At 69.7% G+C, this 18097-nt stretch carries 18 protein-coding genes and 1 tRNA gene; 11 read left to right on the top strand and 8 right to left on the bottom strand.

What is annotated here, in order from left to right:
- Positions 1–6: 6 nt before the first annotated feature.
- Both mre11 and rad50 read left to right on the top strand, forming a co-directional pair.
- On the top strand, positions 7–1251 hold the full coding sequence (gene mre11 / locus ACQUSM_RS06115) for a DNA double-strand break repair protein Mre11 (protein WP_435116776.1): 1245 nt from the start codon (positions 7–9) through the stop codon (positions 1249–1251).
- Positions 1248–3941, top strand: a complete 2694-nt coding sequence (rad50, locus tag ACQUSM_RS06120; protein WP_435116779.1) for a DNA double-strand break repair ATPase Rad50 — start codon at positions 1248–1250, stop codon at positions 3939–3941. Before mre11 ends, rad50 begins: the two co-directional genes overlap by 4 nt.
- Positions 3942–3968: 27 nt before the next feature.
- On the opposite strand, the gene ACQUSM_RS06125 is transcribed toward rad50, so the two are convergent.
- Genes ACQUSM_RS06125 through ACQUSM_RS06135 form a run of 3 tightly spaced genes read right to left on the bottom strand, consistent with a single transcriptional unit; the run spans position 3969 to position 5033 of the window.
- Entirely contained in the window at positions 3969–4394 is a 426-nt protein-coding gene (locus ACQUSM_RS06125) for a DUF7346 family protein (protein ID WP_435116781.1), read from the bottom strand.
- A gap of 42 nt (positions 4395–4436) precedes the next feature.
- Positions 4437–4811: a DUF7322 domain-containing protein gene (locus ACQUSM_RS06130; RefSeq protein WP_435116783.1), complete on the bottom strand. Its 375-nt coding sequence runs from the start codon at positions 4809–4811 to the stop codon at positions 4437–4439.
- Between the two features lie 45 nt (positions 4812–4856).
- Entirely contained in the window at positions 4857–5033 is a 177-nt protein-coding gene (locus ACQUSM_RS06135; protein ID WP_435116785.1) for a DUF7331 family protein, read from the bottom strand.
- Positions 5034–5141: 108 nt separating this feature from the next.
- Here ACQUSM_RS06135 and ACQUSM_RS06140 point away from each other — a divergent pair, with 108 nt between their 5' ends.
- The 6 genes from ACQUSM_RS06140 (at position 5142) to ACQUSM_RS06165 (ending at position 10050) form a co-directional block, all read left to right on the top strand.
- Positions 5142–7877 (top strand): DNA-directed DNA polymerase, encoded by a 2736-nt coding sequence (locus ACQUSM_RS06140; protein ID WP_435116787.1) that lies wholly within the window; start codon positions 5142–5144, stop codon positions 7875–7877.
- Between the two features lie 46 nt (positions 7878–7923).
- Complete coding sequence (locus ACQUSM_RS06145) at positions 7924–8691, top strand: glycosyltransferase (RefSeq protein ID WP_435116789.1); 768 nt, start codon at positions 7924–7926, stop codon at positions 8689–8691.
- Positions 8688–9134, top strand: a complete 447-nt coding sequence (locus ACQUSM_RS06150) for a GtrA family protein (protein ID WP_435116791.1) — start codon at positions 8688–8690, stop codon at positions 9132–9134. Before ACQUSM_RS06145 ends, ACQUSM_RS06150 begins: the two co-directional genes overlap by 4 nt.
- A 70-nt stretch (positions 9135–9204) precedes the next feature.
- Positions 9205–9279 (top strand) — tRNA-Met (locus ACQUSM_RS06155).
- Between the two features lie 157 nt (positions 9280–9436).
- The gene (locus ACQUSM_RS06160) at positions 9437–9859 is read left to right on the top strand and encodes a Rieske (2Fe-2S) protein (protein ID WP_435116793.1); all 423 of its coding nucleotides are present in this window, start codon (positions 9437–9439) and stop codon (positions 9857–9859) included.
- Between the two features lie 41 nt (positions 9860–9900).
- On the top strand, positions 9901–10050 hold the full coding sequence (locus ACQUSM_RS06165; RefSeq protein WP_154018221.1) for a hypothetical protein: 150 nt from the start codon (positions 9901–9903) through the stop codon (positions 10048–10050).
- Here the strand turns inward: ACQUSM_RS06165 and ACQUSM_RS06170 are convergent.
- From ACQUSM_RS06170 to ACQUSM_RS06190, 5 genes are all read right to left on the bottom strand, one after another.
- Positions 10047–10937, bottom strand: coding sequence for an aminotransferase class IV (locus ACQUSM_RS06170; RefSeq protein ID WP_435116795.1), 891 nt, complete (start codon positions 10935–10937; stop codon positions 10047–10049). The two genes, ACQUSM_RS06165 and ACQUSM_RS06170, sit on opposite strands and share 4 nt — an antisense overlap.
- Complete coding sequence (locus ACQUSM_RS06175; protein ID WP_435116797.1) at positions 10934–11533, bottom strand: anthranilate synthase component II; 600 nt, start codon at positions 11531–11533, stop codon at positions 10934–10936. Before ACQUSM_RS06175 ends, ACQUSM_RS06170 begins: the two co-directional genes overlap by 4 nt.
- Positions 11530–13104, bottom strand: a complete 1575-nt coding sequence (gene pabB / locus ACQUSM_RS06180) for an aminodeoxychorismate synthase, component I (RefSeq protein ID WP_435116799.1) — start codon at positions 13102–13104, stop codon at positions 11530–11532. Before pabB ends, ACQUSM_RS06175 begins: the two co-directional genes overlap by 4 nt.
- Positions 13105–13148: 44 nt before the next feature.
- Entirely contained in the window at positions 13149–13739 is a 591-nt protein-coding gene (locus ACQUSM_RS06185; protein ID WP_435116801.1) for a helix-hairpin-helix domain-containing protein, read from the bottom strand.
- Positions 13740–13831: 92 nt separating this feature from the next.
- Positions 13832–14644, bottom strand: coding sequence for a shikimate dehydrogenase (locus ACQUSM_RS06190; RefSeq protein WP_435116803.1), 813 nt, complete (start codon positions 14642–14644; stop codon positions 13832–13834).
- A 96-nt stretch (positions 14645–14740) separates the two neighbouring features.
- On the opposite strand from ACQUSM_RS06190, the gene ACQUSM_RS06195 reads away from it, so the two are divergent.
- The 3 genes from ACQUSM_RS06195 to ftsZ all read left to right on the top strand — a co-directional run bounded on the left by ACQUSM_RS06195 (position 14741) and on the right by ftsZ (position 18029).
- On the top strand, positions 14741–15394 hold the full coding sequence (locus tag ACQUSM_RS06195) for an SDR family oxidoreductase (protein ID WP_435116805.1): 654 nt from the start codon (positions 14741–14743) through the stop codon (positions 15392–15394).
- Between the two features lie 72 nt (positions 15395–15466).
- Positions 15467–16804 (top strand): D-aminoacyl-tRNA deacylase, encoded by a 1338-nt coding sequence (locus ACQUSM_RS06200; protein ID WP_435116807.1) that lies wholly within the window; start codon positions 15467–15469, stop codon positions 16802–16804.
- Between the two features lie 73 nt (positions 16805–16877).
- Positions 16878–18029 carry a cell division protein FtsZ gene (gene ftsZ / locus ACQUSM_RS06205; RefSeq protein WP_435116809.1) on the top strand — a complete coding sequence of 384 codons (1152 nt, stop codon included), beginning with the start codon at positions 16878–16880 and terminating at the stop codon, positions 18027–18029.
- Positions 18030–18097: the final 68 nt, after the last annotated feature.

The following is an 18097-nucleotide window of genomic DNA, read 5'->3' on the forward strand; positions in this document are numbered from 1 at the left end:
GGGCAGATGACTCGGGTGATACACACGGGCGACACCCACGTCGGCTACCAGCAGTACCACTCCCCCGAGCGCCGGGCGGACTTCCGCCGGGCGTTCGCCGCCGTGGTCGACGACGCGATCGAGGCGGACGTCGACGCGGTGGTCCACGCCGGCGACCTGTTCCACGACCGCCGGCCCGAGCTGCCGGATCTGATGGCCGTGCTCTCGGCGCTGCGGCGGCTGGACGACGCCGACATCCCGTTCCTCGCGATCGTCGGCAACCACGAGGCCACCCGGACCGGCGAGTGGCTGGACCTGTTCGAGGGGACGGGGCTCGCGACGCGGCTGGACGACAGCCCGGAGATCGTCGGCGACACCGCGTTCTACGGGCTCGACTGGGTACCCGAATCGCGCCGGGACGAGCTCGAGTACGAGTTCGAGGATCACGACGCCGCGCACGCGGCGCTGGTCTCCCACGGCCTGTTCACCCCCTTCGAGTTCGGCGAGTGGGACACCGAGACCGTGCTCGGGGACGCGACCGTCGAGTTCGACGCGATGCTGCTGGGCGACAACCACAAAGCCGACACCGCGGAGGTGGCGGGGACGTGGGTGACGTACTGCGGGTCGACCGAGCGCGCGAGCGCGAGCGAGGAGGACGCCCGCGGCTACAACCTCGTCACGTTCGACGACGGGGTGGACATCCGCCGGCGCAGCCTCGACACCCGCCCGTTCGCGTTCGTCTCGGTCGACCTCGCGGAGGGCGAGGGCGTCGAGCGCGTGCGCGAGCAGGTGCGCCAGCACGACCTCGCAGACGCGGTCTGCATCGTCGAGATCACCGGCGAGGGCGAGCCCGTGACCCCCGCCGCGATCGAGGAGGCCGGCGAGGCGGAAGGCGCTCTACTCGTCCGCGTCACCGACCGCCGCGAGATCGATGAGGAGGCCGACATCGGCGTCAGCTTCGCCGACCCGGACGAGGCGGTCAACGAGCGTGTCTCGGAGATGGGGCTCTCGACGGCCGCCCGGGACGTGGACGAGACGGTTCGGGAGAGCAAAGTCGCCGACTCGAACGTCCGCGAGGAGGTCAAAAACCGCGTGACAGATCTGCTCGGCGACGACCCCGGGGCGTTCGAGCCGGCCGGTGACGACGAGGAGGCGGTCGCCGGCGGCGCTACCGACGACGACGCCACCGACGGCAGTGAGGCGGACGCCGAGGCCGACGAGCCGACGGCGAACGGCGACGACGAGCAGGGGACCATGGAGGAGTACCTGTGAAGTTCGACCGCCTGCGGCTGCGGAACTTCAAGCCGTACGCCGACACCGACCTGCAGTTCACCGACGGCGTGACCGTGATCCACGGACTGAACGGCTCCGGGAAGTCGTCGTTGCTGGAGGCCTGCTTCTTCGCGCTGTACGGCTCGAAGGCGCTGGACGGGACGCTCGACGACGCCGTCACCACCGGCGCCGACGAGACCGACGTGGAGCTGTGGTTCACCCACGCCGGCGAGGAGTACAAGATCACCCGCGAACTCCGCCGCTCCGGCGGGTCGATCTCGACGCGGACCTGCGTGCTCGAGGGCGCGGAGACGGCCGTCGAGGGCGCCCGCGACGTGCGGGAGTTCGTCGGCGAGGAGCTGCTCCGGATGGACAGCGAGGCGTTCCGCAACTGCGCGTACATCCGGCAGGGCGAGGTGAACCGCCTGATCAACGCCTCGCCGCGGGAGCGCCAGGAGATGATCGACGACCTGCTCCAGCTCGGGAAGCTGGAGGAGTACCGCGAACGCGCTCGCGACGCCCGCCTCGGGGTCGAAGACGTGCTCGCGGACAAGCGCGGCGGCCTGAACAAGCTCGAAGAGCAGATCGAGCGGAAGGAGGGGAAGGAGCTCCACGACCGGCTCAACGAGCTGGAGAGCGAGCTCTCCGAACTCGACGACGAGATCGAGCGCTTCGAGGGGAACCGCGAGGACGCCCGCGAGACCAGAGACGAGGCGGAATCGGTTATCGAGCAGGCCGAAGAGCGCGAGAGCGAACTCGAAGAGCTGAACGAGGAGATCGAGGAGCTGGAAGCGTCGATCCGGGAGACCGAGAGCGAGCGCGAAGAACTGCTCGAAGAGATCACCGAGATCCGCGAGCGGATCGACGAGCGCGAGGCCGAACTCGACGAGCTCGCCGACGCCGCCGGGATCGACGCCGCGACGGAGGCGGCTGTCGCCGAAGCCCGGGAGGAGCTCGACGATCGCGAAGCGACCCTTCGCGAGCGGCGACAGGAGCAGCGCGATCGAGTCACCGGCCTCGAGAACGACGCCGAGAGCCTCGAAAATGAGGCCGAGCGACTGCGCGAACAGGCCACCGAGAAACGGGAACGCGCCGACGAACTCGAACAGGAAGCCGACGACGCCGAGACCGACCGAGACGACCTGCGGAACACCCTCGACGAGGTGGTTCGAGAGCGTGAGGAGATCGAGGAGCGGTTCGCCGACACGCCCGTCGAGATGGGGGAGGCCGAGACACACCGCGAGTCGCTCCGCGAGGAACTCGACGAGATACAGGCCGAGATCGAGGAGACGGTCGGCGCGCTCGCGTCCGCCCGCGACCGCGTCGAGGAGGCCGAAGAACTGCTCGAGGAGGGGAACTGCCCCGAGTGCGGCCAGCCGGTCGAGGACTCCCCTCACGTCGACACACTGGAGGACGACCGTGAGCGCGTCGAGGAACTCTCCGCGCGACTCGGCGAACTCAACGGCCGGAAGGAGGAGCTGAAAGCCGACATCGAGGACGCCGAGTCCCTCGTCGAGGCCGAGAGCCGCGCCGAAGTGCTCGCCGAGCGCCACGAGACCAAGACCGAGCGCGTCGAGGAGCTCGACGCCGAGATCGAAAGCGACCGTGCGGAGGCGGAGGAGCGCCGCGAGGAGGCGGAAGAGCTCGAAGTCGAGGCCGAGGAGACCGAAGCCGACGCCGAGGAGAAAGCCGCCGACGCCGAGGACGCCCGCGAGCAGGTCGCCGAGCTGGACGAGGAACTCGACGCGATCGAGGAGCGCCGGGACCGACTCGACGCCGTGGAGGAGGCGCTCGACGCCATCGACGACGCCGAAGCGGAGATCGACCGCCTGCGCGAGCGGCGGGAGAGCAAGGCGGAACTCGCCGCGGAGCGCCGGGATCGGCTGGACGACCTACGGGAACGCCGCGACGAGCTCCGTGAGGCGTTCGACCGCGAGCGCGTCGAGCGGGCGCGTGAACAGCGGGAGAAAGCGGTCGACTACCTCGAACAGGTCGAGGCCAAGCTCGACTCGCTGTCCGAGCAGCGCGACGAGCTCACCGGCGAGATCGGTAGCGTGGAGAACGAGATCGAAGAGCTGGAAGCGCTCCGCGAGGACCGCGAGGAGCTCGCCGAGACCGTCGCGGATCTGGAGTCGCTCCACGAGGAGACCGAGCAGTTGGAGCGGACGTACGGCGACCTCCGGGCCGAACTCCGCCAGCGGAACGTCGAGAGCCTCGAACGGATGCTGAACGAGACGTTCGACCTCGCGTACGGCAACGACGCCTACTCACACATCGAGCTCGACGGCGAGTACGACCTCACCGTCTTCCAGAAGGACGGCACGCCGCTGTCGCCCGATCAGCTCTCCGGCGGCGAGCGCGCGCTGTTCAACCTCTCGCTGCGGTGTGCGATCTACCGCCTGCTCTCGGAGGGGATCGAGGGTGCGGCGCCGACGCCGCCGCTGATCCTCGACGAGCCGACGGTGTTCCTCGACTCGGGGCACGTCTCCCGCCTCGTCGATCTGGTCGAGGAGATGCGCGGGTTCGGCGTGCGGCAGATCCTGATCGTGAGCCACGACGAGGAGCTGGTCGACGCCGCCGACGAGCTCGTCACCGTCGAGAAGGACACGACGACGAACCGCTCGACCGCGCGTCGGGAGGACGCCGCGACGCTCTCCAGTGCGACGGCGCTACTGGAGAGCGGGGATTGAGGCGGTCGACGGAAGCAGGAACGGCGACTAGGCGTCGTCACGGAGCAGCGCCACGGCTTCTTCGGCGGTTTCGGTCGCCTCGTAGCCGCGTTCGCCGGCGACCTGACACGTCGTGACCAGCCCCGCCGCGCGGAGCTCGCCGAACAGGCCGTTGAAGTCGCTCTCACACAGCCCCGAGTAGGAGAGCAGGTCGACGACCGCGGTCGGCCCCTCGTCGACGAGCGTCACCAGCACGCCCAGCGTGCGCTCGTCGTGTGCTGCCGTCACGACCCGCCGAACCGGTTCGGGGACCCCCTCGGCGGCGACGCTCAACGCCCCGTCTCCGACCGGTTCGAGCGCGTCCGCGTCGACGGTTCGCTCCTCGCCGGTCGCGGGGTCACGAACCCGTGCCGTCCCCTCGGACCGTGACAGCAACAGGTGTCGCTGGCCGTCGGGTGTCTCGACCGTTCGCATCGCTCGTCGGTAGCCGGCGGCCGCGCAAAACGCTTCCGGGCCTCACGGGTCGTCGCTGTCGTCGATGGGGTCGTCGTCTTCGGTGCTTCCGTCTTCGTCGGTGAACCGACGATACACCCAGTACGCACGCATCAGCGCGAGCACGCCGCCGGCGATCAGCCCCACTGAGACGAGGGGGTACCCGCGGAGCGCGTACACCGTCGGGCCGAGCGCGATCAGCAACACGCCGGCGTTGACGTAGATCACCGCGCCCCAGAACGCGGTCGCCGTCTCGGAGTCGACCGCCGTGAGGTCTTCCTCGTCGCCGGCGGCCGTTCCCGTCCGTTCGTGGAGCTCGGTCTCCATGTCCCGCGTCTCCGGGACGGAAACCCCGTCGTCCTCGCCGTCGAACGTCTCGACGGGGTCGTCGTCGCTCACGTCCCTCACTCCCCGACCGACCGGCAAAAGAGTTCGTAGTCGGTCTCAGCGTCGATCCGCGAGCGACACCGCCGCGTCGCTCCGGAGCCACGCAAGCGGCGCTTCGGCGTCGTAGAGGACGACGCCGCCGTCGACCTCGTACGCCTCCACCGTCTCGAAACCGTCGTCGGCAGGTTCGACCGGCTCCGATGCCACCTCCGGCAGGCCGCTCTCGTCTGGCATGTGACTACCTACCAAACGGTGGAGTATATGCCTTTCGGGGGTGTGCGAACCCGCAGCCGCGGCGGTCGGACCACCGTCGTTTTAACGGATCACGGCAAACCACCGGCAATGAGCGAGCGTCAGCAGTCGGGCCTCGGCGACTTCGCGGGTGCCGACGAGGGCCGGCCGGACGAGGAGGCGGCCGTCGTCGCCGGCGACGCCGGACAGTCAGTCAGCGAGGTCGTCGACGCCGCGGACCTGAAGTTCCCCGACAGCGACGGGGTGGTCGAACTGAAAGTCTCGCAGGTGGACTACACCATCGAGGGGTCGGGTGCCGAGGAGTACCCCGTCGTCCACGTCTTCGGCCGGACTGCCGACAACGAGCCCGAACACGTCCGCGTACTCGGGGTGGAGCCGTACTTCTACGTGCCGACGGGGAACGTCGCGGACCGCGCGCTGACCGAGGAGTACGACGCGATCCTCGACACCCGCGAGGAGGACCCCACCGGCGAGCGCTTCGAGTCGATCCGTGGCCGACCACTGACGAAGGTGATCGGCCGCACACCCCGTGACGTGGGGCAGATGCGTGACGACTTCGAGGAGCACTACGAGGCCGACATCCTGTTCCCCAACCGCTTCCTGATCGACAAGGACGTGAGCGCCGGCCTGCAGGTGCCCGAACGGCGGCTGGAGGACGGCCGGATCCAGGTGCGCTACGACGACGAGGAGCTGGTCGCCGTCGACGCACCCACAGAGGCGGACCTCCGGGTGAACACGTTCGACATCGAGGTCGACGACCGCTCCGGCTTCCCGGAGGACGGCGAGGAGCCGATCGTCTGTCTCACCTCCCACGACTCCTACGACGACGAGTACGTGGTGTGGCTGTTCGACGCCCCCGACGCCGAAGTGGACGCGCCGGAAGTGCTCGACGAGTACGAGCAGATCGCGGACTCGGGCAGCGTCGACGTGCGCGTGTTCGACGAGGAGCCCGCGATGCTCGACGCGTTCGTCTCCTACATCGAGGAGACTGACCCGGACGTGCTCACGGGCTGGAACTTCGAGGACTTCGACATGCCGTACGTGCTCGACCGGCTGGAGATGGTCGACCCGAGCACCGAGTACGACCTCGACATCGACCGCCTCTCCCGGGTCGACGAGGTGTGGCGCTCGGACTGGGGCGGCCCGGACGTGAAGGGGCGGGTGGTGTTCGACCTGCTGTACGGCTACAAGCAGATCGTCATCAAGGAGCTGGAGTCGTTCCGCCTCGACGCCATCGGCGAGCGCGAACTCGACGTGGGGAAGGAGCACTACTCCGGCGACATCGGCGACCTCTGGGAGCAGGACCCCGAACAGCTGCTGGAGTACAACCTCCGGGACGTGGAGCTCTGTGTCGAGATCGACCGCAAGCAGTCCGTGATCGCGTTCTGGGACGAGGTGCGCTCGTTCGTCGGCTGTAAGCTGGAGGACGCACCCACCGCCGGCGACGCGGTGGACATGTACGTGCTGCACAAGGCCTACGGCGAGTTCGGCCTGCCGTCGAAGGGCCAGCAGGAGGCCGCCGAGGAGTTCGAGGGCGGCGCGGTGTTCGAGCCAATCTCGGGCGTCATGGAGAACGTCACCGTGCTCGACCTGAAGTCGCTGTACCCGATGTCGATGGCGACGATCAACTCCTCGCCCGAGACGAAGGTCGACCCCGAGGAGTACGACGGCGAGACGTACCGCGCGCCGGACGGGACCCACTTCCGGAAGGAGCCGGACGGGATCATGCGCGAGATGATCGACGAACTCCTCACCGAGCGCGAGGAGAAGAAGAAGTTACGCGACCAGCACGATCCGGATTCCGAGGCGTACGAGCGCTACGACCGGCAGCAGGGCGGGGTGAAGGTGATCATGAACAGCCTCTACGGCGTCTCGGGCTGGGATCGCTTCCGCCTCTACGACACCGAGGGCGCCGCCGCCGTGACGGCGACGGGCCGGGAAGTGATCGAGTTCACCGAGACCGCCGCGGAGGAGATCGGGCACGAGGTGGCGTACGGTGACACTGACAGCGTTATGTTGTCTCTCGGAGGAGATATTACGAAGGACGAGGCCATCGAGCAGTCCTTCGGCATCGAGGAGCACATCAACGAGCGCTACGACGACTTCGCCCGCGAGGAGCTCGACGCCGACTCCCACCGGTTCGAGATCGAGTTCGAGAAGCTCTACCGGCGGTTCTTCCAGGCGGGCAAGAAGAAACGCTACGCCGGCCACATCGTCTGGAAGGAGGGGAAGGACGTCGACGACATCGACATCACGGGCTTCGAGTACAAACGCTCGGACATCGCGCCCGTCACCAAGCGCGTCCAGAAGGAGGTGATCGACATGATCGTCCGGGGGGGCGATCTCGACGACGTGAAGGAGTATCTCCACGACGAGATCACCACCTTCGAGGAGGGCGAAGCGGATCTGGAGGAGGTCGGGATCCCCGGCGGGATCGGCAAGCGCCTCGACGCCTACGACACCGACACCGCACAGGTCCGCGGGGCGAAGTACGCGAACCTCCTGCTGGGCACCAACTTCCAGCGCGGCTCCAAGCCCAAGCGGCTCTACCTGAAGAAGGTCCACCCCGAGTTCTGGCAGCGGATGGAGAACGAGGAGGGGTTCGATCCGCAGACGGATCCGCTCTACCGCGAGTTCAAGCGCGACCCCGACGTGATCTGCTACGAGTACGCCGAGGAGGTGCCCGAGGAGTTCGAGGTCGACTGGCCGAAGATGCTCGACAAGACGCTGAAGGGGCCGATCGAGCGCGTCATCGAGGCGCTCGGGCTCTCGTGGGACGAAGTCAAATCCGGGCAGGAGCAGACCGGCCTCGGGCAGTGGGGCTGAACGGAAGTTCGGACGCTTTTTCCCCGATGGCGCGGAACGCCGCCACATGTCTCGCTCCGTCGGCGTGGTGGTCCCCGCCTACCGGCCGGACGTGGACCGCCTCTCGCGCTACGTGCGCGACCTCGACGAGCGGCTCGACCCGGCGGTACTGCGTATCGAACTCGACGACCCCGCGCCGGGCGACCGCGAGGCGCTGGCCGAGCTCCCCGCGACGGTCCACGTCGCCGACCGCCGGCGCGGGAAGGGCGCCGCGATCACCGACGGGTTCGACGCCCTCGACACCGACGTGCTGGCGTTCGCCGACGCCGACGGCTCGACGCCCGCGGAGTCGGTCGCCGCCGTGATCGACCCCGTGGCGTCCGGGCGGTTCGATCTCGCTGCCGGCTCGCGCCGCCACCCGGACGCGACGGTCCAGTCCCACCAGAAGACGCTGCGGCGCTTCCTCGGCGACGCGTTCGCGTGGCTGGCCCGGCAGCTGCTCGATCCGGACCTGCACGACTACCAGTGCGGTGCGAAGGCCGTCTCGGCGAACTTCTGGTCGCGACTGCGGCGCCACCTCACCGAGTCCGGGTTCGCGTGGGACATCGAACTGCTCGCGATCGCGGGCGCGCTCGGGGGGAAGATCGCCGAGGTGCCGGTGACGTGGGAGGACCAGCCCGAGTCGACGGTCGACCCCGTGAGCGACACGCTCTCGATGTTCACCGGGCTGTTGACTGCACGCCACCGCGCGAAGGCGGTCCGCGGGAGCCGACTGCACGAGCTACTCGCCGCACGGATCGAGCGACCGCTGCTGATCGATCGGGGTGGACAGTGAGGGGTGTCCCGGACGAACTGCTCGCACCGGGGCGGTTCGGGCAGTTCGTCTCCGTCGGCGCGGTCGGTGCCGTCTTCGATCTGACGACGAGTTCGGTGCTGACTGCGGGGTTCGGCGTCCCGCCGGAGATCGCGAAGCTCGTCGGCGCCGAGGTGGCGATCCTCGTGATGTTCGTCGTCAACGAGCGCTGGACGTTCGCCGGCCACGGCGACGACGACGGCTGGGCGATCCTCCGCCGGCTGCTGAAGTCGAACGTCGTGCGCAGCGGCGGCGTCGCCGTGCAGGTCGGGGTCGTCGCGGTGCTCACCGGCCTGCCGGTCGTTCTGGAGGCGTTCGGCGTCGACCTCTGGGAACTGGCGACGTTCCCGATCGCGATCGGCTGTTCGCTCCTATTGAACTACGTGCTCGAGAGCCTGTTCACGTGGCGGGTCACGGCCGACTGAGTGTGGGAGGAAACCACGCGACGACGACGGAATCAGAACCCTTAACCGTCGAACGGGATTTGAAACAGGTAGCGGGATGGGATAGCCAGGAGATTCCGCCGGGCTCATAACCCGGAGATCGGTAGTTCAAATCTACCTCCCGCTATATTCCCCTGCCGGCCAACGAAAGACGGCGAGCCATGCGTCCGGTCGGGGGGATATAGCGCCTGTCGGTTCTTGCGAAACTGGGGATCACGAACGGCGAGTCCATCGTCGATACCGGACCCAAACACCCTTCCTCGCCGACCGAGTACGCCGGGGAAATGAGTGAGGAACGCATCGCCGACGTGGCCGATGTCCCGGCAGAGAGTAGCCTCCTGTTCACCGTCGAGGATCGTGAGAGCGGGGAGGAACGCGAGGCCGTGCTCGTCGACACCGACGACGGGATCAGGGCGTGGTTCAACTACTGCCAGCACTGGCGCGACGTGAACCTCGACACCGGGGACGGGGCAGTGATCCGTGACGGCGAACTGGTCTGCAAGCGCCACGGCGCGACGTTCGAGTGCGAGAGCGGCGAGTGCACGTTCGGCCCCTGCGAGGGCGCAGTCCTCGACGAGCTCGCGGTCCAGCACGCCGACGGTGGCGTGTTCGTCGACGACGACGGCTACGCGTTCGTCCGGCTCGGCGAGGCCGAAAGCGACGATGACGACGGTCCCCAGTCGACGGAGTCACGGATCGGTTTCTGAGGAAGGACGGATTCATACCGCCGGGGCCCCTCGTCTCGACAATGAGCGAGGAGGACGGCGACCTGTACGACGACGGCCTCCCGGAGGGCGAGACGCCCGACGAGGACGGGTTAGTGCTCAAGTTCATCGTCGGCGCGGTGCTGCTGATCCTGCTGTACGCGGTCGCGACGATCCTGCTGGCCGCGGCCTAGTCGTACTGCGCCTCGACGCGTTCGCGGTAGCGCCGGGCGAGCAGCTCCGTCACCGGCCCGCCGCCGACGCTCGCGCCGTCGATTGCCTCGACCGGCCGAACCTCCCACGTCGAGTTGGTGCAGAACAGTTCTTCCGCCGTTCGGAGCGCGTCCGGGGCGATCGTCACCTCCCTGACGGGGATTCCTTCCTCCTCGGCGATGTCGATCACCGTCGCCCGCGTGATCCCGGGCAGCACCGGCCCCGAGAGCGCCGGCGTGAGCAGGCCGTCGCCGTCGACCGCGAACACGTTGCTCGTCGCCCCCTCGGCGACGTGGCCCGCCGAGTCGAGCATCACCGCCTCGTCGGCGTCGGTCCCCCGGAGTTCGAGCCGGGCGAGGATCCCGTTCAGGTAGTTGTGGGTCTTCGCCCGGGCGGGGACGGCTGCGTCCGGGATTCGCTGGGTGGAGACGGTCCGCAGCGTCGCCGGACCGTCCCAGACGGGCTCGCCGTCGAGCCCGCCACGCGGGAGCGGCTTGACGACGATCACGACCGTCGGATCGACCTCGGGATCGGGGTCGAGCTTCCCGGGCTGGACGCCCCGCGAGATCGAGAGCCGGACGTACGCGTCGTCGAGATCGTTCGCGTCGAGCGTCTCCCGGATACGGTCGTGGAGGTCGTCGCGGGCCAGCCCGTGGTCGATCGCGAGCAGGTCGCAGGTCGCCGCGAGCCGGTCGGCGTGAGCCTCCCAGCCGAACACGTCGCCGCCGTAGGCCCGCAGCGTCTCGAAGGCGGCATCGCCGTACTGGAACCCGCGGTCCTCGACGGAGACCGTCGCCCTGTCCGCCGGGACGAGCTCGCCGTCGACGTGGTACAGTCGGGGATCGGCCTCGTCGGTGTTCTCGCTCATCGGTGCCACTCTCGGGAGAGCCGCAGGAAGTTTCGGATCATGGTTTTGCCGTGGTCGGTCAGAATACTCTCTGGGTGGAACTGCACGCCGACGTGGGGTTTCTCGCGGTGGCGCACCGCCATCACCACGTCCTCGTCGTCGGTCGTCGCCGTCTCCGCCAGCTCGTCGGGGATCGCGCCCCGATCGACCGCCAGCGAGTGGTAGCGCCCCACCTCGATCCCCTGCGGAAGCCCGTCGAACACGCCCTCGTCGTCGTGACTGATCCGGGAGGGCTTGCCGTGGACCACCGCGTCGGCGTGGCCCACGGGCGCGCCGCTGTGCGCACAGAGCGCCTGGTGGCCGAGACAGACGCCCAGCGTCGGGTAGTCGAGATCGAACACGTCCATCGAGACGCCCGCGCTCTGGGGTGTTCCGGGGCCCGGCGAGACGACGATCCCGTCGGGATCGAGTTCGCGGATCGCCCCCCGGTCGATCGCGTCGTTGCGTCGGACCGTCACCGCACCGCCGCGCTCCTGAACCGTCTCGCCGAGGTACTGCACGAGGTTGTAGACGAACGAGTCGTAGTTGTCGATCACGAGGATCTCGGGGCCGCTCATCGCTCCACCGCCCCGCCGTCGCCGGCGTCCTCCCGCTCGGGGTCGGCCACGTCGAGGCGCCCCCGATCGAGCGCGTCGTCGACCGCGTCGATCAGCCCGCGGGCCTTCGCGAGCGTCTCGTCGTACTCGGCGTCCGGATCGGAGTCGTGGACGATCCCCGCGCCGACGCTGAGGTGGTACTCGTCGGCGTGGCGGACCAGCGTCCGGATCACGATGTTGAGCGTCGCGCGACCGTCGAAGCCGAAGATCCCGATGCTGCCGGTGTAGGGGCCGCGACGGCGGTTTTCGAGTTCGTCGATGATCTCCATCGTCCGGGGTTTGGGGGCGCCGGTGATGGTGCCGCCGGGGAACGTCGCCGCGACGGCGTCGGTGAGCGTGCCGTCCTCCCGCAGTCGCCCTTCGATCAGCGAGACGAGATGCATCACCGCCGAGTAGCGGTCGACGCGGCGGTACTCCGTCACCTCGACGCTGCCGTACTCGCTGACCTTTCCGAGATCGTTGCGTTCGAGGTCGACCAGCATCGCGTGCTCGGCGCGCTCCTTCTCGTCGGTCCGGAGGTCGTCGGCCAGCGCGGCGTCTTCCGCGTCGGTGTCGCCGCGGGGCCGTGTGCCGGCGATGGGTTCGGTTAGCAGGCGGTCGCCGTCGCGGTCGAGCAGGAGTTCGGGGCTCGCGCTCACGAGGTCGACGCCGCGGAACTCCAGCAGCCCGGAGTACGGCGCGGGGTTGACCTCGCGTAGCGCGTCGTACGCCGCGACGGGGTGGACGGCCGCGGGCGCTTCGAGGCGCTGGGAGACGTTCGCCTGGAACGTGTCCCCCTCGCGGATGTGGGACTTCGCCCGGCGGACGCGCTCGCGGAACTGCTCGCGGCCGCAAGTGCTCTCGAACGCGGCCGTCTCGGCGTCTGCGGGTGCGGGGCCGACAGCGGGGTCGCCGACGTGTGCCCGTCGCCCCAGCTCGGCCGCCTTCGTCAGTGCGCGGTCGTAGCGGGCGTCGAGTGTCGCGTCGTCGGCGTCCGGGGGCACGCGAGGGCAGGCGGTGATCCGCAGCGTCACCTCGTCCCCGCGTGGCTCCTCCCACGCCACGAGACAGTCGTACACGCCGATCTGGAGCGTCGGCAGGCCGCGGTCGTCGGGGGCGCCGTCGCCGAACGACTCCAGTTCGCGAGCCACGTCGTAAGAGAGCCAACCGATCGCGCCACAGGGGTAGGGCACGTCGCAGTCGCCGCGGGCGAGCGACTCGCCGTCGAGCAGCCCCGACAGCGCCGCGAGCGTCTCCGACTGCTCCTGCCCGAACCGGCGGTCGGCGCTCTCGGCCGACTCGTGCGCGGCCAGCACCGACTCACTGGAGACGGTGAGAAACTCCGCGGGTTCGACGCCGAAGTAGCCCCAGCCCGCCTGCCCGCCGGAGGTTTCGAGGAACACGCCGCCGCGGTCGTGCCGGGCGCGGCGGTAGGCGTCGAACGGGTCGTCGACGACGGTCCGGATCTCGACGGGCACCCGAGCGCCCGCCGGGGCCTCGCCGGCCACGGCGTGGAACTGCTCGGGCTCGGTGATCACCGTCGTCTCGGTCATGCGTCGGCCAACGGCGCCGATCAGCTAAAAACGGGCGGGTTCGGTCACTCGTACTCGTTCGCGCGGTCGATCCACTTCTGGACCGTCCCCTCCGGTGCGGTCGTCCGCTCGGCGACTTCCTCGGCGTCAGCCTCCTGCAGGTCGGCGACGGTCAGGATGTCGATCTCGGCCAGCCGCTCGGAGTACGCCGGGCCGATCCCCTTGATCTCGTCGACCGACGGGGAGTCGTCGGCCACCTCGGCCGCCTCTTCCACGTCGGCGCCCGTCTCCTCGACGTCGGTGGTCTCGTCCTCGGCCCCGGGCCCGGCCGCCTCGGCCGGTTCGGCCCGTCCGGCGGGCTCCTCCTGAGCGATCTCTTCGTCGACCAACGACTCCGTCGACGCGTCCGCGTCGGTGTCGGCGGCGACGGGCTCGTCGTCCGGTTCGGCCTCGTCGATCGCCTCGTCGACGCTCTCGACATCCGCCTCGTCGCCGTCGTCGGCAGTCGTATCGCTCGATTCGTCGGTGCCCTTCACCGCCGCCTCGGTCTCGGCGTCGGCGTCGGAGCGATCCTGCACCGTCACGTCGCGCTCGGACCGGCCGTCGCCCTCGTCGGTGCCCAGCCCGAGGAGCCGTTTGATCTTCCGGAGTACCATGCTGTGGCCGAAAATGACCCGCGATGGTAAAAAGCCAGCGTCGCCCTCGGCCGTTTCACCCGGGAAAACGCCCCGTCGAGCCGAAACGAGCCTCAGAGCCGGCCCCGGAGCGCCTCGTTCATCGCCGCCACCGGCGCGTCGACGCCGGTCCAGCGCTCGAACGCGGCGACACCCTGGTACAGCAGCATCCACGCACCGTCGACGGTCTCGGCCCCGGCGTCGGCGGCGTCCCGCAGGAGCTTGGTGCGGAGCGGGGAGTACACTGCATCGAGCACCGCGAGGTCGCCGTGGAGCACGTCCGCGGGGACCGGGGAGGTGTCGGGGGCGTCCATCCCGACGCTGGTCGCGTTGACGAGGATGTCGGCCTCGGGGACGCGTTCCGCGAGCGCCCCCAGTCCCCCGGCGTCGACGCCGAGCGCCGAGAAATCGGCCGCGAGTTCCTCGGCGCGCTCGACCGTTCGGTTCGCGACGAACGTGTCCGCGCCGGCGTCCGCCAACGCGTAGGTGGCTGCCCGCCCCGCGCCGCCCGCCCCGACGACGACCGCGGACTGCCCGTCGATCGACACGTCGTGGTGCTCGAACGCGCGGACGACCCCCGCCACGTCGGTGTTGTGCCCCTCGGGCGCGCCGTCGCCCCCGAACGTGATCGTGTTGACCGCGCCGACGGCCTCGGCCGTGGCGGTGGGCTCGACGTGCGGGAGCACGTCCTGTTTGAACGGGACGGTGACGTTGAGGCCGGCGACGCCGATCGCGTCGGCGCCGGCGACCGCTTCGCCGATCCGGTCGGGGTCGGGTTCGAGCGTGACGTAGCGCGCGTCCAGCGAGCGCGCCTCGTAGGCGGCCTCGTGCATCGGCGGCGAGAGCGAGTGTTCGACGGGGCTCCCGATCAGCCCGTACACGTCCATACCTGACCCAGCACCACGGCGAGCAAAAACCCCCGGGAGGCGGCCGCGGCGTGCCGCTCGCGTCACGCTCTTCCGGACGGCAGCCCTGCTGTCCGTATGGACGTACTCGTCGTCGGCGCACACGGAGCGGTCGGTCAACACGTCACTCGGCTGCTCGCCGAACACGAGGACCACACGGCGTACGGGATGGTTCGGAAGCCGGCCTACGAGGACGACATCGAAGCCCTCGGCGCCACGGCGGTCCGGGGCGACGTGGTCGATCGGTCGTCCCTCGACGACGCGTTCGAGGGCCGGGACGCGGTGATCTTCGCCGCGGGCTCCAGCGGCGAGGACGTGTGGGGCGTCGACTGTGAGGGGGCGAAACACTGCGTCGACGCCGCGGCGGCCCACGGTGTCCGGCGGTTCGTGATGCTGAGTTCGATGGGCGCCGACGCGCCGACGGAGGGTCCCGAGGAGCTTCAGGAGTACCTCGCGGCGAAGGCCGAGGCGGACGACTACCTCCGGGACAGCGACCTGACGTGGACCGTCGTTCGCCCCGGAGCTCTCACCGACGAGCCCGGGACGGGGGAGGTTCGGACCGGGCCGGACCTCGACTGGGAGGCGGAGTCCGGGGCGTCGATCCCGCGGGAGGACGTGGCAGCGACGCTGGTAACGGCGCTCCCGACGGCGAGCACCCACGGCGTCACGTTCGAGCTACTGTCGGGCGAGACCCCGATCGAGCGCGCGCTCCGGAACCCGCTGTCGGCGTGAACGGGCGAGGGTAGTACGCCGGCGTCGCCGGAGCCGACGGCTACTTTGCCGGCGCGATCGGACGCCGAGTCGATGACTATCGGGATCGTCGTCTCGCGGGCCGATCACGCGTCGCTCCACATCGGGGAGCAGCTGCTCGCGCAGGGGGACTGGACCGAACACGCGGACGAGACGCTCGACGACGCCGACGGCGGCGGGACGTACTACCGGGACGGCCCGTTCGAGCTCCGGGAGTTCGACGAGCTCCACATCGGACTGGGCGACCCCGCGCCGGCGTTCAGCGAGGAGCCGCGCCTGCTGGTGTTCGTCTCCCGGCACTCCGGCGAGACGGGCGCGCTGCTGACGGGCCACTTCACGGGCAACTTCGGCGAGGCGGAGTACGGGGGGGACGACGGCGACCTCGCCGAGGCCGCGCCGAGCGCGCTCTCGGCGTACGTCGAGGCGCTCGCCGCCCACGCCCCCGACGGGTACGACGTGGCGATCGAGGGGACTCACCACGGCCCGACCGCGATCGACACGCCGTCGATGTTCGCGGAGCTCGGGAGCGGCGAGGAGCAGTGGGACGACCCCGAGGGCGCCCGCGCGGTCGCGCAGGCGGTGCTCTCGCTGCGGGGCGTGGCGGCCCACCGCGACCGACAGATCGTCGGGATCGGCGGCGGCCACTACGCCCCGCGGTTCGGCCGTGTCCTCCGGGAGACGCCGTGGGCGGTCGGCCACATCGCGAGCGACTGGCAGTTGGAAGAGCTCGGCCACCCGCGTGACGAGGGCGCGCGAGCAGTGCTCGAACAGGCGTTCGAGCGCAGCGGCGCCACCCACGCGCTGTTCGACGGCGACCACCCCGAAGTGGCGGCGGCGATCGAGGATCTCGGCTACCGGATCGTGAGCGAGACGTGGGTCCGGACCGTCGGCGATCGCCCGCTCGCGCTGGTCCGAGCGCTGGAGTCCGCGGTCGCGACCGTCGACGAGGGGCTCCGGTTCGGCGCCCACGTCCCCGACGACCCGGAGGACTGGGAGACCGTGAGCCTCCCGGACGAACTGCTCGCGACCGCCCAGAACGTCGACGGCGAGGCGACGCGTGACGCGGTCCGGGAGTCGACTGTCGCGTTCGACACGATCGAGAGCGGGACACGGGCCAACGGCGCGGCGGCGGTGCCCGACGCCGACGCGTACGACGAACTGATCGACGATCTCGCGGCGATTCTGCGCGAGGAGTACGACGAGATCGCGGTCGAGGACGACGCCATAATCGCCCGAGAGGAGGCGTTCGACCCCGAGAAGGCACGGAGGCTGGGCGTGCCGGAGGGGCCGAAGATGGGGATGCTGTCGAGCGGCGACTCCGTCGAGATCGACGACGAGGTGATCCCCCCGTCCGCGGTGGAGAGCGAGCAGGAGGAGCGGTTCCCGATCTGAGCGGTGTCGGTGGTGGCGAGAATCGCCGGAGAGGGAGAAAGGTCAATAGGCTCCGCCTAATACGGACGGTCAAATGGACTCTATCGTAGAAGAGGCGATCGACGAGGCCGAGGGCGAGGGCGGCGAGGAGCCCGGCGCCGCGGCCGAGGAGGAGACCCCCTCGGGGACCGACGGCGAGACGCCGTCGTCGGGGAAGATGACCGACGAGCAGCTCCAGGACGTCCTGCAGGACCTCAAGACCAACATCACCGTGGTCGGCTGTGGCGGCGCCGGCGGCAACACCGTCAACCGCATGCACGAGGAGGGGATCCACGGCGCGAAGCTGGTCGCCGCGAACACCGACGTCCAGCACCTCGTCTCCATCGAGGCCGACACGAAGATCCTGATGGGTAAGGAGAAAACGCAGGGCCGCGGCGCGGGCTCGCTCCCGCAGGTCGGCGAGGAGGCCGCAATCGAGTCTCAGGAGGAGATCAAGGAGTCGATCGCGGGCTCGGACATGGTGTTCGTCACCGCCGGGCTCGGCGGCGGTACCGGGACCGGCTCGGCGCCCGTCGTCGCGAAAGCCGCACAGGCCGCGGGCGCGCTGACGATCTCGATCGTCACGACCCCCTTCACCGCGGAGGGTGAGGTCCGGCGCACCAACGCCGAGGCCGGCCTCGAACGCCTGCGGGACGTCTCCGACACCGTGATCGTCGTGCCGAACGACCGCCTCCTCGACGCCGTGGGCAAGCTGCCCGTCAAGCAGGCGTTCAAAGTCTCCGACGAGGTGCTGATGCGCTCGGTCAAGGGGATCACCGAGCTGATCACCAAACCCGGGCTGGTCAACCTCGACTTCGCCGACGTTCGCACCGTGATGGAGAAAGGCGGCGTCGCGATGATCGGGCTCGGCGAGTCCGACACCGACGACAAGGCCGAGGACTCGGTGCAGTCCGCGCTCCGCTCGCCGCTGTTGGACGTGGACATCTCCGGCGCCAACTCCGCGCTGGTGAACGTCACCGGGGGCTCGGACATGAGTATCGGCGAGGCCGAGGGCGTCGTCGAGGAGATCTACGACCGGATCGACCCCGACGCCCGCATCATCTGGGGCACCTCCGTCGACGAGGAGATCGAGGGCCGGATGCGCACGATGATCGTCGTGACCGGGGTGGAGTCCCCCCAGATCTACGGCGGCGGCGAGACCGCCCAGCGCGGCCCCTCGGCCGACCAACTGCAGGACGTGAACTGACCGCGTCGGCTCGTTTTTCGGTCGCCGTCGCCGGCCGTCCCGGCGTTCGCGCCGGCGAAGGCGTATTC

The organism is Halolamina sp. C58, from assembly GCF_051195095.1.
Lineage (GTDB): Archaea > Halobacteriota > Halobacteria > Halobacteriales > Haloferacaceae > Halolamina.

Excerpts from the sequence above, each read along its gene's own strand:
- ACQUSM_RS06195 (WP_435116805.1), top strand. The coding sequence starts at position 14,741 with ATGGACGTACTCGTCGTCGGCGCACACGGAGCGGTCGGTCAACACGTC.
- ACQUSM_RS06160 (WP_435116793.1), top strand. The coding sequence starts at position 9,437 with ATGAGTGAGGAACGCATCGCCGACGTGGCCGATGTCCCGGCAGAGAGT.
- ftsZ (WP_435116809.1), top strand. The coding sequence starts at position 16,878 with ATGGACTCTATCGTAGAAGAGGCGATCGACGAGGCCGAGGGCGAGGGC.
- ACQUSM_RS06165 (WP_154018221.1), top strand. The coding sequence starts at position 9,901 with ATGAGCGAGGAGGACGGCGACCTGTACGACGACGGCCTCCCGGAGGGC.
- ACQUSM_RS06125 (WP_435116781.1), bottom strand. The coding sequence starts at position 4,394 with ATGCGAACGGTCGAGACACCCGACGGCCAGCGACACCTGTTGCTGTCA.
- ACQUSM_RS06170 (WP_435116795.1), bottom strand. The coding sequence starts at position 10,937 with ATGAGCGAGAACACCGACGAGGCCGATCCCCGACTGTACCACGTCGAC.
- ACQUSM_RS06175 (WP_435116797.1), bottom strand. The coding sequence starts at position 11,533 with ATGAGCGGCCCCGAGATCCTCGTGATCGACAACTACGACTCGTTCGTC.
- mre11 (WP_435116776.1), top strand. The coding sequence starts at position 7 with ATGACTCGGGTGATACACACGGGCGACACCCACGTCGGCTACCAGCAG.
- ACQUSM_RS06200 (WP_435116807.1), top strand. The coding sequence starts at position 15,467 with ATGACTATCGGGATCGTCGTCTCGCGGGCCGATCACGCGTCGCTCCAC.
- ACQUSM_RS06145 (WP_435116789.1), top strand. The coding sequence starts at position 7,924 with ATGTCTCGCTCCGTCGGCGTGGTGGTCCCCGCCTACCGGCCGGACGTG.
- ACQUSM_RS06135 (WP_435116785.1), bottom strand. The coding sequence starts at position 5,033 with ATGCCAGACGAGAGCGGCCTGCCGGAGGTGGCATCGGAGCCGGTCGAA.
- pabB (WP_435116799.1), bottom strand. The coding sequence starts at position 13,104 with ATGACCGAGACGACGGTGATCACCGAGCCCGAGCAGTTCCACGCCGTG.
- ACQUSM_RS06190 (WP_435116803.1), bottom strand. The coding sequence starts at position 14,644 with ATGGACGTGTACGGGCTGATCGGGAGCCCCGTCGAACACTCGCTCTCG.
- ACQUSM_RS06140 (WP_435116787.1), top strand. The coding sequence starts at position 5,142 with ATGAGCGAGCGTCAGCAGTCGGGCCTCGGCGACTTCGCGGGTGCCGAC.
- ACQUSM_RS06185 (WP_435116801.1), bottom strand. The coding sequence starts at position 13,739 with ATGGTACTCCGGAAGATCAAACGGCTCCTCGGGCTGGGCACCGACGAG.